This window comes from Actinomycetospora sp. (genome assembly GCF_055612215.1).
In genome coordinates this window covers 1-14,310 of sequence record NZ_JBVPVA010000198.1, presented here as the reverse complement: position 1 = coordinate 14,310, position 14,310 = coordinate 1, and the positions used below count along the sequence as shown (strand labels likewise).

Sequence of the window (14,310 nt, the reverse complement as noted above, 5' to 3'; positions counted from 1 at the left end):
GGATGACCCTCGACGACGTCGACCCCCGCTACCTGCAACCCAGCGACGCCTACGCGGCGTACAAGCAGGGCCAGGTCGACGCCTGGGCGACCTGGGACCCGTACACCGCGCAGGCCCAGCTGGAGTCCGGCGCCCGGGTCGTCGCCACCGGGGACGGCACCGCCAACGGCTACTCGTTCGAGGTGGCGGGCAACGGGGCGCTGGCCGACGCGCGCAAGCAGGCGGCGATCGCGGACTACCTGCGCCGGGTCGACGCCGCGATGCGCTTCTCCGACACCCACCGCGAGCAGCGCGCCGTCTCGTGGAGCCAGGAGACCAAGCTGTCGCTCCCCGTCACCCGGCTCGCCGTGCAGCGCGGCCCGGACCTGCCGGTGCCGATGGACGACCGCCTGGTGGCCTCGGAACAGGAGCTCGCCGACGCGTTCTCCGACGCCGGGGTGATCCCCGGACGCGTCCGCTTCGCCGACGTCGTCGACCGCCGATTCGAGGGGAGGGCCGCGCCGATGTGACCGGATTCGGTCGTCCCGGCGACCGCATCCTTCCACCCGGCGCGGAGCGCCATGATCGTCCCGCACTGGTTCCTGCCGACCTCCGGCGACGCCCGCGGCATCGTCGCGCGCCGCCACGCCGACCGTGGGGAGGCCGGCGCCACCGCGCGTCCGCCCGACCTCGACTACCTGGCCCAGATCGCTCGCGCCGCCGAGCACCTCGGCTTCACCGGGGTGCTCACGCCCACCGGGACCTTCTGCGAGGACGCCTGGATCACGACGGCGGCCCTGCTGCGCGAGACCCGCACGCTGCGCTACCTCGTCGCGTTCCGCCCCGGGCTGATCTCCCCCACGCTCGCCGCCCAGCAGGCCTCGACCTACCAGCGCATCTCGGGCGGGCGTCTCATGCTCAACGTCGTCACCGGCGGCGACGCGGTCGAGCAGCAGCGCTTCGGTGACTGGGCCGAACACGACTCGCGCTACGCGCGCACCGACGAGTTCCTGACGGTGCTGCGGGGGGCGTGGCACTCCGACCCCTTCGACTACACCGGCGAGCACTACCACGTCGCCGGGGCCGGCACGCTGGCCGCACCGGACCCGACGCCGCCGGTCTACTTCGGCGGGTCCTCCGACGCCGCGCTGCCCGTGGCCGCCCGCCACGCCGACGTGTACCTGACCTGGGGCGAGCCGCCCGCGCAGGTCGCCGAGAAGATCGGGCGGGTCCGGAAGCTGGCCGACGAGGCCGGCCGGGCGATCCGCTTCGGGATCCGGCTGCACGTCATCACCCGCGACACCGCCGAGCAGGCGTGGGCCGAGGCGCGGCGCATGCTCGACGCCCTCGACCCCGCGGAGATCGCCCGCGCCCAGGCCGCCCTGCGCACCAGCCAGTCGGTCGGCCAGCAGCGGATGCTCGCCCTGCACGGCGGCTCGGCCGACGACCTCGAGATCAGCCCGAACCTCTGGGCCGGCGTCGGGCTCGTCCGCGGCGGGGCGGGCACGGCCCTCGTCGGGTGCCACGAGCAGGTGGCGGAGCGGATCGCGGAGTACCACGAGCTCGGGATCGACGAGTTCGTGCTGTCCGGCTACCCCCACCTCGAGGAGGCCTACCAGGTGGGCGAGGGCGTCCTCCCCCTCCTGTGAGACAGGCCGGGTTGGCGTGGCGGGTCCGATCGACTAGGAAGGGTGATCGTGATCCCGACACTGGTGCGACGCCTGCACGTCGACCTGTGCCGGACGCCCTCGATGGGCTGTCGACCCGCCCGCTGAGCCGTCTCCCGGCCTGCCCCACCCTCACTGACCGCGGCACCGCCGCGGCGTCCTCGCGCGCCCGATGACGGCGCGCGCCCCCTCCGCCCGACGCGCGTCCGCGCACCGGTGATCACCCCACCCTCTCGAAGGAGAGCCCCCTCATGGCCATCAAGCCCAAGGAGACCGTCGTCCCGTTCGCCGTCCACGGCGAGGGGACCGGGGTCTTCCAGACCCTCACCGCGGGCGGCGAGGGCGGGCACGTCTTCACCGCCGACGCCTACCCGGCCTTCGGCGGTGCCGACTCCGCGCCGAGCCCGCTCTTCTACGCCCTCGGCGCCCTGACCTCGTGCAACCAGGTGACCGCGAGCCTCGTCGCGAAGGACCTCGGCATCTCGCTGGGGCAGTGGAGCTTCGACATCCAGGGCGACCTCGACACCGCGGTGCTCGTCGGCGGCGCGGAGGGCAACGCGAACTTCGACCGCGTCGAGGTGCGCGCCACCGTCGAGACCGATGCGACTCCGGAGCAGTTCGACACGCTGATCTCCGAGACCGCGCGCCGCTGCCCGGTCACGCAGCTCTTCGAGCGCAGCGGCCTGGAGCTCGTCAACACCTGGACCCGTGCGGAGCTGCCCGCGCGCGTCTGAGGCGCTCCGCCGAGGGCCCGGGAGGTCCGGTCGTCTCCTTCGCGATCGGACCCCCCGGCGTCGGTGCACGTTGTGTGTCGGTTGTCAGGTCAAGTCACTGAGACCGGCCACACAGCACGTCCCGACGCTCTTGACCCTCGGCGAACACGCCACACAAGATGCAGTGACCGAGCGGTACGCCTCCGGGCGCACCACCACGACCGGGAGGCGGGCGCCGTGAACGCTGCGACGTTCTCCCGTCGTCGTCACCTCGACTTCAAGCGCACCTGCAGCGCGGTCTGTCGCTCGCTCTGAGAGCCTGACCGGCGCGCGGCCCCCTCGAGCCGCGCGCCCCGAGTCCTCCCGGACCGCGCCACCTCCGCACGTCCCGCACCGTCGTCCTCCCTCCCCCGGGGGACGACGGGGCCGTGCTGCGCGCGCCCGGGGTCCACCGACCCGAAGGGCCCCCGTGTCCGCACCACCGGTCGCCACCGACCACCCGTCCCCGGCCGCGCCCGTCCTGCGCGACCTCCCGCTGCGCGCCGCCCGGTCCCGCCGCGTGGTCCCGCGGCCGCTGCGCCGCGCCCTGGTCGTCGTCGCCCTGCTCGTCGCATGGCAGGTCCTCGCGGAGACCGGGGTGCTCACCCCGGACACGTTGTCCTCCCCGCTCGACACCGTCAGGACCGCGGGAGACATGGTCGCCTCGGGCGACCTCGACACCGCCCTGCTCGTCTCGCTGCAGCGTGCGGCCGTCGGCCTCGCGCTCGGCGTGCCCGTCGGGCTGGCCCTCGCCCTCGTGTCCGGCCTGTTCCGGGTGGGCGAGGACCTCGTCGACAGCCCGATGCAGATGCTGCGGACCCTGCCCTTCCTCGGGATCACCCCGCTGTTGATCCTGTGGTTCGGCATCGGGGACACCCCGAAGATCGCGCTGGTGTTCCTGGGCGTCAGCTTCCCGGTCTACGTGAACACCCTGGTCGGCATCCGCAACGTCGACGGCCGGCTCGTCGAGGCGGCCCGGACCTTCGGTGCCGGGCGCTGGAGCGTGATCCGCTCGGTCGTGCTGCCCGGTGCCCTGCCGAACATCCTCGTCGGGCTGCGGCTCGCGCTGGGGATCGCCTGGCTCGCGCTGGTGGTCGGCGAGCAGATCAGTTCCGACGGTGGCATCGGCTCACTGATGCTGCAGGCGCAGGACAACCTGCGCACGGACCGGATCGTGGTCTGCCTCGTCGTCTACGCCCTGCTCGGCCTGATCTCGGACCTGGTCGTCCGGGTGCTCGAGCGAGTGCTGCTCACCTGGCGCCAGGGTCTGGAGGCGAGCTGAGATGACCTCCCTCCTCCCGGGCACGGTCGTCGCCGACGAGCCCGCCGACGCCCCGACCGCCCTCGCCGTCGACGCCCGCGGTGTCCGCCGGCGCTTCGGGCAGCGCGAGATCCTGCGCGGGGTCGACCTGCAGGTGCGTCCCGGCGAGTTCCTCGCGCTGCTCGGGGCCAGCGGCTCGGGCAAGACGACGCTGCTGAAGATCCTCGGCGGCCTCGACCGCGAGGCGGAGGGCCGGGTGCGCGTCCCGTCGCGCGTCTCGGTCGCCTTCCAGGAGCCGCGCCTGCTGCCGTGGCAGCGCGCGTGGCGCAACGTGGCCTTCGGTCTGCGCGGCGCCGACGTGCGGGAACGGGCGATCGAGGCGCTGCACGAGGTCGGGCTCGCCCACCTCGCCCACCAGTGGCCGAAAACCCTCTCCGGCGGCGAGGCCCAGCGCGTCGCCCTCGCCCGTGCGCTCGTCCGCGACCCCGACCTGCTGCTGCTCGACGAGCCCCTGGCCGCGCTCGACGCGCTCACGCGGCTGCGGATGCAGCGCCTCATCGCCGACCTCTGCGCGCGGCGCGGCCTCACCGCGATCCTCGTGACCCACGACGTCGACGAGGCCGTGACCCTCGCCGACCGGGCCGTCGTCCTGCGCGACGGCGCGCTCGCCCACGAGCTCCCCGTCGACCTCGACCGCCCGCGCGACCCCAGTGGCGCGGCGTTCGGCACCCACCGCGACCAGCTCCTGGGCTGGCTGGGCGTCGAGACCTCGGCCACCACCACCGCATCGCTCCCCGAGGAGAACACCCCGTGATCCGCCTGCTCCGGCGCGCCGCCCTCCCCGTCCTGCTGCTGCTCGTCCTCGCCGCGTGCTCGTCCGGGGGCTCGGGCGGCCCGGGGGGCTCCGGCGGCGCCACCCTGCGCGTCGGCGTCATCGTCACCGGCAGCCAGCAGGGCTACGGCGTCGAGCAGTGGGCCTACAGCCAGGGCATCCTGCAGCGCCACCTGCGCGACGCCGGGATCTCCGACGTGGCGTTCACGTCGTTCCCGAACGGCCCCAACCTGAACCAGGCCCTCAAGGGCGGCTCGCTGGACATGGGCGTCCTCGGCGACACCCCCGCCGTGTCCGGGCGCGCCGCGAATCTGCCCACCACCCTCGCCGGGGTCAGCCTGCGCGGCCAGGACGCCTGGCTCGTCGCCGGACGCGGCGTCACCTCGCTGGACGACCTGCGCGGGAAGACCGTGGCGACGCAGCAGGGCTCCTACATGCACCGCTACCTCGTCGGGCTGCTCGGACAGACCGGGCTGGCCTCCCAGGTCAAGATCACGTTCCTGCTCGCCAACAGCGCGCAGCAGGCGCTCGACAAGGGCGACATCGCGGCCTACGCCGCCCCGGTGCCCGTCGCCCCGCAGCTCGCCGCCAAGGGCTACGCCGTCATCGACAAGGCCAGCGCCCACCCCGGTCTGCCCGGCAACAGCTACATCACCATCGGCACCGACGCGGCGGGCAGGCACCCGCAGCTGGCGCAGGCCTGGAACGCCGCGATCGCCGAGGCCGCCGGCGGGATCGCGAAGGACCCCTCGGCCTACCAGGCCTGGGCCGCGAAGGTCTCGGGGCTGCCGCAGCCGATCATCGCGCAGTCCTACCCGGCCGCCGAGTTCGGGAACCCGGCGGTGACCCCGACCGACGTCGCCACCGCGCGGACGACGCTGGACTTCCTGGTCTCCCAGCAGCTCGCGGCCGGCCCGTTCGACGTCGACTCGTGGGTCACGCCCGGGGGCCGGGCGTGACGGGGCCCGGAGCCGGACCCCGCGTCCGCCGCAGCGCCCGCCGGCCGGTCGCGGTCCCCGCCCGCGTCGGGGTGCTGGTCCTCGGCGGCGGCCCCGCCGGCACGTGGGCCGCGCTCGCGGCCGCAGCCGAGGGCTCAACCGTCGCCCTGGTCGACAAGGGCTGGTGCGGCACGAGCGGGGCCGCCGCGGCCGGCGGCAACAACCTGTGGTTCGTGCCGCCGGACGGCGAGGCCCGCGAGCGGGCGATCGAGACGCGGATGCGCGAGGGCGGGTTCCTCGCCGACCGCACCCGCATGGCCGCCGCCGTGGCGCGGACCTGGGACGCCGTGGGCGAGCTCGCCGCGGCCGGCTATCCCTTCCCACCCGACGAACTCGCCGGCGACGGACGCCGCTACCGCGGCAGCCTGCAGGGACCGGAGTACATGCGGCTGCAGCGACGCCGGGTGCGCCGCGCCGGCGTGGTCGTCGTCGACCAGTCCCCCGCGACCGAGCTCCTCCACGACGACGACGGGGCGGTCGTCGGAGCGGCCGGGGTGCACCGGCAGCACGGCAACGCGCCCTGGTCGATCGAGGCCGGCGCCGTCGTCGTCGCCACCGGCGGCTGCGCGTTCCTCTCGGGAGCGCTCGGCTGCAACGTCGACACCGGGGACGGGGCGCTGATGGCCGCCGAGGTCGGCGCGGAGCTCTCCGGGATGGAGTTCTCCTGCCAGTACGGCACCGCGCCCGCGTTCGGCGCCGAGACCAAGGGCCTCATGTACCAGTTCGCGAGCTACAGCCGTGCCGACGGCACGGAGCTCGACATCGGCGGCATGGGCCGGCCCGCCCTGCAGCGGGCCATGGTCGAGGGCCCCGTCTACGCCCGGCTCGACCGCGCCGAGCCGGAACTGCACGAGCGGATGCGCTGGTCGCAGCCGAACTTCTTCCTGCCCTTCGACAAGATGGGCGTCGACCCGTTCCGGGAGCGCTTCGCCGTCCGGGCCGTCCTCGAGGGGACGGTGCGCGGCACCGGCGGCATCGCCGTGCCCGGCGTGGGTTGTGCGACGGCGGTGCCCGGCCTGTTCGCCGCGGGGGATGCGGCGTCCCGGGAGGACATCACCGGCGGGATCACCGGCGGCGGCAGCCACAACGGCGCGTGGGCGATCTCCTCGGGCAGCTGGGCCGGTGCGGCGGCCGCCCGCCACGCCGTCGACACGCGACCCGCCGCCCACGTCGTGCGCGCGGGGCGCGCCGGACTGCGCCCGCCCGGGCGGCCGCGCGGCACGGCCGGCGAGGTCGTCGCCGCCGTCCAGGCCCGGGTGCTGCCCCTCGAGCTCAACCGCTTCCGGACCGGGGCGGGGCTGCGCGAGTCGCTCGCCGTCCTCGACCCGCTGTGGGAGGAGGTCGTCGACGGGCTCGCCCCCGCCGACCGGCCGGGTACACACAGCCGGCAGGCCGCCGCGATGGTCGCCCACGCCCGCTGGATGTACCGGGCCGCGCTGGCCCGCCCGGAGTCCCGGGCGATGCACCAGCGCGACGACCACCCCGACACCGATCCGGGCCAGGCCCGCCGGCTGCGGGTGCGGGGGCTCGACGACGTGGCGGTGCTGGCCGACGAGCGCCGGGCGGTGATCGCGTCGTGATCGAGGTGATCAGCGAGGCCCGCTGCATCGACTGCGCCATCTGCGTCGACGTCTGCCCCACCAACGTCTTCGACGCCGACGACGCCGGCCGGCCGAGCATCGCCCGCCAGTCCGACTGCCAGACCTGCTTCCTCTGCGAGGCGCACTGCCCCACCGACGCGCTGTTCGTCTCGCCGCTCTCCGGTCCCGCGCCGGCCGGCTCCCCGCTGCGCGACGAGGACGCCCTGGCCGCCCAGGGCCGCTTCGGGGAGTACCGCGGCTGGATCGGCTGGGGCCACGGCCGCGCGCCGGGGAGCCTCGCCGACCGCAATCAGATCTTCACCGCCCGGCTGCGCGCCCTGCCCGCGCCGGAACCCGCCGCGCCCGACCAGGAAGGACCGCGCCCGTGACCGACCCCGCGGTGGAGCTCGAGACCGATGTCCTCGTCGCCGGGGGTGGGCCGGCCGGCGCGTGGGCCGCCCTGCGCGCCGCCGACGCCGGGGCCGACGTCGTGCTCGTCGACAAGGGCTGGTGTGGCGCGTCCGGTGCGACGGCCGCCGCGGGGACCGGCGTCTGGTACGTCGAGCCCGACCCCGCCGCCCGCGAGGTGGCGATGGCGTCCCGCGAGGCGCTCGGCGGCCACCTCGCCGACCGCGGCTGGATGACCCGCGTGCTCGACGAGACCTACGCCGGGATGGACGAGCTCGCCGAGCGCGGGCGCTATCCCTTCCCGGTCGACGACGACGGGCACCAGATCCGCCGCGGGGTGCAGGGCCCGGAGTACATGCGGCGGATGCGGGTGCTCGTGCGCCGCGCGGGGGTTCGGATCCTCGACCACTCGCCGCTGCTCGAGCTGCTGACCGACGCCGACGGCGCGGTCGTCGGGGCGGCCGGGCAGCGCCGCCAGGCCGGCGGGGACTACCGGGTGCGGGCCGGCGCCGTCGTGATGGCCACCGGCGGGTGCGCGTTCGCCAGTGGCGCGCTGGGCACCCACGTCGACACCGGCGACGGGACCCTCGCGGCGGCCGAGGTCGGGGCGCACCTGTCGGGCATGGAGTTCTCCAACGCCTACGCGATCGCGCCCGCGCACAGCTCGGTCACCAAGACGGCCTACTACAGCTACGCGAGCTTCTACCGCGCCGATGGCACCGTGCTCGAGGGCGCGGGCAGCACCCGGGGCCGGTCGGTGATCGCGCGGACGCTGCTCTCCGAGCCGGTGCTCGCCCGCCTCGACCACGCCGGGCCCGCCGAGCGGGCGGCGATGCGCCGCGGCCAGCCGAACTTCTTCCTGGCCTTCGACCGCGCCGGCATCGACCCGTTCACCGACCTGTTCCCCATCACGCTGCTCGCCGAGGGCACGGTGCGCGGGACCGGCGGGATCGCGCTCGCCTCGACCCGCTGCGACACCGGGGTCCCCGGGCTGTACGCGGCGGGCGACGTCGCGACCCGGGAGTACATCTGCGGCGGGTTCACCGGCGGCGGCAGCCACAACGCGGCCTGGGCGCTGTCCTCGGGCAGCTGGGCCGGGCGGGCGGCGGCCCGTCACGCCCGGACGGTGCGCGACCGTCGTCGTCCCGCGACGGGGGCGGGCGGCGCGGGCCTGCGGCCGGGCGGCGTCGGGACGACCACGGCGCGCGAGGTGGTCCGGGCGGTGCAGGCCGAGGTCCTGCCCTACGACCTGAACTACCTGCGCCACGCGGACCGGCTCGCCCCCGCGCTCGGTCGCCTGGACGACCTCTGGCGCTCGGCCCGCACCGGGCTGGTGGACGCCGACCCCTGGCGGGCGCGGGAGGCCGCGGCGATGACGGCCACCGGGCGCTGGATGTACACCGCCGCCCTGGCCCGGGACGAGTCGCGCGGCATGCACAAGCGCGAGGACCGGCCCGGCCGCGACCCGGCCTGGCACCACCGCCTCGACGTCGGGGGGCTCGACGAGCTCTGGACCCGCCCGGCGGCCCTGGCGGTGGCGGCGTGATCGAGCTGGTGTCCGCGCAGCGCTGCATCGGGTGCGACCGCTGTGTCGACGTCTGCCCCACCGACGTGTTCGACCGCGGGGCCGACGGCGTGCCGGTCGTCGCCCGGCAGGCCGACTGCCAGACGTGCTTCCTCTGCGAGGCCTACTGCCCCGTCGACGCGCTGTTCGTCGCGCCGGACCGGGGTCCGCTGACCGAGGGTCCCGACGAGGCCGCCCTCGGCGCGTCGCTCGGCAGCTACCGCGACGCGCTCGGGTGGGGCCGCGGCCGCACCCCGGGTGCACGAATCGCCGTCGGCCCGCCGCTGCGCCACGAGCCGGGCGACGCGCCGGGCCCGCCGCTCGTGTAGGTGCGCTTCGCGCTCGTGAGCACTTTAGGGTGCTATGACCCCCGAAAGTGCTCACGAGCCGAAGGCACCCAGCCGGGCCGTGTCGTCGGCGAACCACGGCAGCGCCGCGGCGCGCTCGGCCGGAGTCGGGCCGCTCGTGCGCCCGGTGACGTCGGGCCGGACGTGGTGGCGGGGCACCTCGGCGATCAGCCCGGTCTCCACGCCGAGGAAGGCGCACACCCGGTCCGCCGTGGTCACCGGGTCGTCGCTGAGGTCCTCGTAGCGCAGCAGCAGCACCTGATCCCGGGCGAACAGCGAGAACAGGTGCTCGAGCTGCTCGCCGTAGCGGCCCTGCGCGACGTAGTGCCAGAAGTGCGCCCACCCGGCGGCGCGCCGCTCGTCCTCGAGCCCGCACGCGGTGAGGAAGTCGGCCTCGGGCTCGAGGCCCGCGCCGCGCAGGTGCGACCAGTTCGAGTGCGCCCGCTCCACGGGGTCGCGCAGCACCGCGACGAGCTTCGCCTCCGGGACGAGGTCGTGGATGCGCTGGTGGGCGTCGGTGTCGTAGAGGTAGAACACGGTGCCCTCGCCGCGCAGCGCGCCGGGCGGCGCCGGGTCGAACAGCGCCTCGTAGTCCGCGCGCCGCCACACGTGCTCGCCCCAGGTCGCCACGTCCCCCGGGCCGCCGCCCGCGCTCGGCGGCGGCCCGTCGGTGAGGAAGAACTTCGGCTCCTTGACCTCGGGGAGGTAGAGCTGCGGGTGCTTCTGCAGCGCGTTGTGCAGCGCGGACGTGCCGCACTTGGCGGCGCCGACGAGCAGGAAGTCCGGGAGGGCCACGACGAGCGACGTCAGGCGGCGCCGACGAGCCGCGCCGCCACGGCCTCGGTCCGCAGCTCGTGGGCCCCGTCGGGTCGGGTCACCTCGTAGAAGAGCCGGTAGCCCCCGCCGGGCAGGGCCACGACGTCGAGGTAGCGCAGGCCCGCGCCCGTCCGGGCCGCTTCCGGTGCCGCGGCCGCGGGTCCGTCGCCGACGATGCGGAAGGCCCCGAACGAGTCCCCGTCCACCGCGACCCCGGTCCGCTCCTCCCAGTTCTCGGCGGCGCTGGCGCGCCCGTCGTAGGTCGCGACGAGCCGGTCACCGAGGTCCACGACGGAGCTGATGCGCACCCCGCGCGAGTCCCACCGGCCGGCCTCGGCGCGCAGCGCGGTGCCCTGCCAGGTCCAGGCCACGCCGTCGGGGCTGGTGTAGTGCTCGGTGGTCATGCGGTCGGTGGCGTCCGGGTCGTCGAGCGGGTGCACCGAGGCCCACAGGTGCCAGAGCCCGCCGTGCGAGCGCACCACCGGGTCCTTCACCGCCCAGCCGTGCGGCCCGGGGTCGCCGGGCAGCACGGTCGTCGACGGCGCGGTCGCCAGGCCCTCCGGGGTGTCGGCCTCGAGCATCTCGACCCACCAGTGCTTCGTGCCCGGCGTCGCGGCGCTGACGTAGAGCCGCCAGCAGCCCTCCGGCGTGACGACGAGGGCGGGCCGCTCCAGCGACTCCGACCCGAACCGTTCCTTCTCCACCACGGCGACCACCTCGAAGCGCAGGCCGTCGGTGGAGCGCGCGACGACGTTCGCGTACCCGCGGCCCTCCCCCTCGGGGCGGCGCAGCCGGTACGCGAGGTGGAAGACGCCGTCGCGGAACACCGCGCTCGGCGCCCCGGCCCAGGTCCCCGGCCGCCCGTCGGGCGGCGCGACGACGACGGTGCCCGACGCACCGTCGGGCAGCGGCACCCCGTCGACGCCGGGGTGGGGTGGGTCGACGCGGGTCATGCGTGCTCCGTTCGCGCGTGCTCGTCGATGCTGGGTCCGGACGGCCGGCGCTGCGCGTCGCGCAGGCCGGTGTGGGGCTGCTCGGTGATCCCGCGCTCGACGAGGTGGTCGACGAGCGCCGCCACCGACTCCGCCACCGTCTGCTCGTGCGTGGGCAGCACGAGGTCGGGGCGCTCCGGGACCTCGTACTCGTCGTCGACCCCGGTCAGGCCGCTGACCTCGCCGGCCCGCTGGCGGGCGTAGAGCCCCTTGACGTCGCGGTCGCTGGCGACCTCGAGCGGCGTGGAGACGTGCACCTCGACGTAGGGGACGCCGTGCCCGTCGTGGTCGGCGCGGACCTGCTCGCGCACGTCGGCGTGCGGCGCGATCGACGCGACCAGCACGATGACGCCGTTGCGCGCCAGCAGCCCGGACACGAACCCGATCCGGCGGATGTTCACCGCCCGGTCCTCGCGGCTGTACCCGAGTCCCTTGGACAGGTTGGTGCGGATGAGGTCCCCGTCGAGGATCTCCACACCGCACCGGACCGTGCGCAGCCGATCGGCCACGCCCGCCGCGATCGTCGACTTCCCGGCGCTCGGCAGCCCGGTCAGCCACACCGTCGCTCCGCCCGCACAGGGCACCGACGAGGGGTGGACCTGCATCGTCTCGCTCATGCCGGTCCCGCTCAGGGCCCGGTGGCCAGACCGCGGGCCGCGAGGATCCGCCGCTCCGCCGGCCGGAAGGCGATCAGCTCCACCCCGATGCCGACGATCAGGATCAGGATGATCGCCGACATCACCGAGGGCATGTCCGAGAGCGACTCCCCCTGGTTGAGGTAGGCGCCCAGCCCGAACCCGAGGCTCGGCGAGGTCGCGATGATCTCCGCGGCCATGAGCGAGCGCCACGAGAACGCCCAGCCCTGCTTGAGGCCCGAGAAGAACCCCGGCAGCGCCGCCGGGAGCATGATCAGCCGGGCGGCCTGCGCGCGGGTCGCGCCCATCGCGTACCCCACCCGCGGCAGCAGCGGGGGCACCTGCTCGATGCCCGACACCAGGCCGTTCGCGATCGAGGGCACCGCGCCCATGAGGACGACGAAGTAGATCGTGCCGTCGGTCAGCCCGAACCACAGCACCGCCGCGGGCACCCAGGCCACCGACGGCAGGCTCTGCAGCCCCGTGAGGACCGGCCCGATCGCGGACCGCACCAGCGGCACCGTCGCGACCAGGAGCCCGAGGGGCGTCCCGATGATCACGGCGAACAGGAAGCCCAGCACCGCGCGGCTCACCGAGGTCCAGATGATCGACAGCGCCTGCCCGCTGCCGAACTCCGCCGTGATCTGGCCGAACACCGCCTCCGGCGAGGGCAGCTTGAACTCGGGCAGGATCGCCGAGGCCCACAGGGCCTGCCAGACGACGACGAAGAGCACCACCGCGACGATCGGCGGCACGACGCTCGTCAGGAACCGGCGCCACCACGGCACCCGGCGCTCGGTCGGGGTGTCCAGCGCGTCGAGCCCGCGTCCGACGTCGATGGACTCGTCGACGTCGCGTTCCTCGGTGAGCGTCCCCTGGTCCTCAGCGGCCATGGGCGGAGATCACCTCGCGCAGCTCGGTGGTGATGTCGTGGTGCAGCTCCTCGGGGTCCGTCTCGGACCCGGTGCCCCACTCCCGCACGACGCGGCCCGGGCGCGAGGACAGCAGCACCACCCGCTCGGCCAGGCGGACCGACTCCCGGACGTCGTGCGTGACGAACAGGATCGTCGTGCCCGTCGCCTCCCAGACACGCAGCAGCTCGGCCTGCAGGAAGTCGCGCGTGATCGCGTCGAGGGCGCCGAACGGCTCGTCCATGAGCAGGACGCCGGGCTCCACCTCGGTGGCGCCCGAGCCGGCCGTCCCGGTGGCGGCGGCGAGCGCGCGGGCCAGCGCCACGCGCTGGCGCATGCCGCCGGAGAGCTCGTGGGGCCGCTTCTCCGCCAGACCCTCGAGGCGGACGAGCGTGAGCAGCTCGCGGGCGCGCTCCCGCCGCTCGGTCCGCCCGACCCCCGCGAGACGCAACGTCGAGCTGCCGTTGCGCCTCGCCGGGGTGGGGCGCACTGAGCGCCGCGAGCGGGCGCGCGAGCTGCTCACCCTCGTCCGGCTCGAGGGGCTCGCGGAGAAGCGGCCCCACGAGCTGTCCGGCGGCATGCGCCAGCGTGTGGCCCTGGCCCGCGCGCTCGCGGCCGCCACGGGGACCGCCGGGTCGGGCGCCACGGAGGTCCAGCCCGGCGTCCTGCTCATGGACGAGCCGTTCGGGGCCCTCGACGCGATCACCCGCGACTTCCTGCAGGCCGAGCTGCTGCGCGTCTGGGAGGCGACGGGCACGACGATCCTGTTCGTCACCCACGACGTGCGGGAGTCGGTCCGCCTGGCCGAGCGCGTGGTGCTGCTGTCCTCGCGCCCGGGCCGCGTGGTGCGGGAGTGGGGCACCGGCTCGGACACCGACGCCGAGGAGCTGCACCACGACATCACGACCGAGCTGCGCGAGGTGATCTCCGCCCATGGCCGGTGACGACGGGGGGACGATCACCGACGACCGCGAGGTGGACGAGTCGATCGACGTCGGGCGGGGTCTCGACGCCCTCGACACCCCGACCGAACGCCGGGTGCCGTGGTGGCGGCGGTTCCTGACCAGCGTCGTGCCGCCGATCGTCGCGGTCGTCCTCTTCGTCGTGGCGTGGCAGATCCTCTGGGCCTCGGCGATCCTGCCGGAGTTCAAGCTGCCCTCGCCCGGGGCGGTGTTCTCCCAGATCGCGGCGGAGTTCGGCAGCGGGCAGGCGCTCTCGATCATCTGGACCTCGATCAGCCGCGCGGTGCTCGGCTTCGTCTTCGCGGTGATCGTCGGGACCCCGCTCGGGCTCCTGGTCGCGACGGTGCCGCTGGTGCGCTCGGCGATCGGGCCGGTCCTCACGGGCCTGCAGAGCCTGCCGTCGGTGGCGTGGGTGCCGGCGGCGGTGCTGTGGTTCGGGCTGACGGACGGCACGATCTACTTCGTCGTGCTCATGGGCGCGGTGCCCTCGATCGCGAACGGGCTGGTCTCGGGCATCGAACAGGTACCGCCCCTGCTGTCGCGGGTGGGGTACGCGATGGGCGCGACGCGGTCGCAGGCCGCCCGGCTGATCATGCTCCCGGCCGC

General features: G+C 75.2%; 17 protein-coding genes and 1 pseudogene. 13 read left to right on the top strand and 5 right to left on the bottom strand.

Annotation, left to right across the window (positions count from 1 at the left end; all coding sequences use genetic code 11):
- From AC0CYZ_RS05480 to AC0CYZ_RS05430, 11 genes are all read left to right on the top strand, one after another.
- A partial coding sequence (locus tag AC0CYZ_RS05480; protein WP_472213110.1) for a type 2 periplasmic-binding domain-containing protein occupies positions 1–509 on the top strand: 509 nt, incomplete at its 5' end.
- A gap of 51 nt (positions 510–560) precedes the next feature.
- Entirely contained in the window at positions 561–1,628 is a 1,068-nt protein-coding gene (locus tag AC0CYZ_RS05475; protein ID WP_472213108.1) for an LLM class flavin-dependent oxidoreductase, read from the top strand.
- 42 nt (positions 1,629–1,670) lie between these two features.
- Positions 1,671–1,754 carry a putative leader peptide gene (locus AC0CYZ_RS05470; protein WP_472213112.1) on the top strand — a complete coding sequence of 28 codons (84 nt, stop codon included), beginning with the start codon at positions 1,671–1,673 and terminating at the stop codon, positions 1,752–1,754.
- 143 nt (positions 1,755–1,897) lie between these two features.
- Positions 1,898–2,380 (top strand): OsmC family protein, encoded by a 483-nt coding sequence (locus AC0CYZ_RS05465; protein ID WP_472213105.1) that lies wholly within the window; start codon positions 1,898–1,900, stop codon positions 2,378–2,380.
- Positions 2,381–2,828: 448 nt separating this feature from the next.
- Entirely contained in the window at positions 2,829–3,680 is an 852-nt protein-coding gene (locus AC0CYZ_RS05460; protein ID WP_472213103.1) for an ABC transporter permease, read from the top strand.
- A gap of 1 nt (position 3,681) precedes the next feature.
- Positions 3,682–4,473, top strand: a complete 792-nt coding sequence (locus AC0CYZ_RS05455; RefSeq protein ID WP_472213101.1) for an ABC transporter ATP-binding protein — start codon at positions 3,682–3,684, stop codon at positions 4,471–4,473.
- Positions 4,470–5,450, top strand: a complete 981-nt coding sequence (locus AC0CYZ_RS05450; RefSeq protein ID WP_472213099.1) for an ABC transporter substrate-binding protein — start codon at positions 4,470–4,472, stop codon at positions 5,448–5,450. The genes AC0CYZ_RS05455 and AC0CYZ_RS05450 overlap by 4 nt, the downstream gene beginning before the upstream one ends.
- The gene (locus tag AC0CYZ_RS05445; RefSeq protein WP_472213097.1) at positions 5,447–7,069 is read left to right on the top strand and encodes an FAD-binding protein; all 1,623 of its coding nucleotides are present in this window, start codon (positions 5,447–5,449) and stop codon (positions 7,067–7,069) included. The genes AC0CYZ_RS05450 and AC0CYZ_RS05445 overlap by 4 nt, the downstream gene beginning before the upstream one ends.
- Positions 7,066–7,458, top strand: coding sequence for a 4Fe-4S dicluster domain-containing protein (locus AC0CYZ_RS05440; RefSeq protein ID WP_472213095.1), 393 nt, complete (start codon positions 7,066–7,068; stop codon positions 7,456–7,458). Before AC0CYZ_RS05445 ends, AC0CYZ_RS05440 begins: the two co-directional genes overlap by 4 nt.
- Positions 7,455–9,023 (top strand): FAD-dependent oxidoreductase, encoded by a 1,569-nt coding sequence (locus AC0CYZ_RS05435; RefSeq protein WP_472213093.1) that lies wholly within the window; start codon positions 7,455–7,457, stop codon positions 9,021–9,023. The genes AC0CYZ_RS05440 and AC0CYZ_RS05435 overlap by 4 nt, the downstream gene beginning before the upstream one ends.
- Positions 9,020–9,370, top strand: coding sequence for a 4Fe-4S binding protein (locus AC0CYZ_RS05430; RefSeq protein WP_472213091.1), 351 nt, complete (start codon positions 9,020–9,022; stop codon positions 9,368–9,370). The genes AC0CYZ_RS05435 and AC0CYZ_RS05430 overlap by 4 nt, the downstream gene beginning before the upstream one ends.
- A 51-nt stretch (positions 9,371–9,421) precedes the next feature.
- Here AC0CYZ_RS05430 and AC0CYZ_RS05425 read toward each other — a convergent pair whose 3' ends face one another.
- The 5 genes from AC0CYZ_RS05425 to AC0CYZ_RS05405 are packed head-to-tail and all read right to left on the bottom strand — an operon-like array spanning position 9,422 to position 13,232.
- The gene (locus AC0CYZ_RS05425; RefSeq protein WP_472213089.1) at positions 9,422–10,183 is read right to left on the bottom strand and encodes a sulfotransferase family protein; all 762 of its coding nucleotides are present in this window, start codon (positions 10,181–10,183) and stop codon (positions 9,422–9,424) included.
- An 11-nt stretch (positions 10,184–10,194) separates the two neighbouring features.
- Positions 10,195–11,157: a hypothetical protein gene (locus AC0CYZ_RS05420; RefSeq protein WP_472213087.1), complete on the bottom strand. Its 963-nt coding sequence runs from the start codon at positions 11,155–11,157 to the stop codon at positions 10,195–10,197.
- The gene (gene cysC / locus AC0CYZ_RS05415) at positions 11,154–11,813 is read right to left on the bottom strand and encodes an adenylyl-sulfate kinase (protein ID WP_472213085.1); all 660 of its coding nucleotides are present in this window, start codon (positions 11,811–11,813) and stop codon (positions 11,154–11,156) included. Before cysC ends, AC0CYZ_RS05420 begins: the two co-directional genes overlap by 4 nt.
- An 11-nt stretch (positions 11,814–11,824) precedes the next feature.
- Complete coding sequence (locus tag AC0CYZ_RS05410; RefSeq protein WP_472213083.1) at positions 11,825–12,724, bottom strand: ABC transporter permease; 900 nt, start codon at positions 12,722–12,724, stop codon at positions 11,825–11,827.
- Positions 12,714–13,232, bottom strand: a complete 519-nt coding sequence (locus AC0CYZ_RS05405; RefSeq protein WP_472213081.1) for an ATP-binding cassette domain-containing protein — start codon at positions 13,230–13,232, stop codon at positions 12,714–12,716. The genes AC0CYZ_RS05410 and AC0CYZ_RS05405 overlap by 11 nt, the downstream gene beginning before the upstream one ends.
- On the opposite strand from AC0CYZ_RS05405, the pseudogene AC0CYZ_RS05400 reads away from it, so the two are divergent.
- Positions 13,183–13,686: pseudogene (locus AC0CYZ_RS05400) on the top strand (ATP-binding cassette domain-containing protein); the annotation flags it as partial. The gene AC0CYZ_RS05405 and the pseudogene AC0CYZ_RS05400 sit on opposite strands and share 50 nt — an antisense overlap.
- Positions 13,676–14,310, top strand: a 635-nt coding sequence (locus AC0CYZ_RS05395) for an ABC transporter permease (protein WP_472213079.1), incomplete at its 3' end; no start/stop codon positions are given. The pseudogene AC0CYZ_RS05400 and the gene AC0CYZ_RS05395, both read left to right, overlap by 11 nt.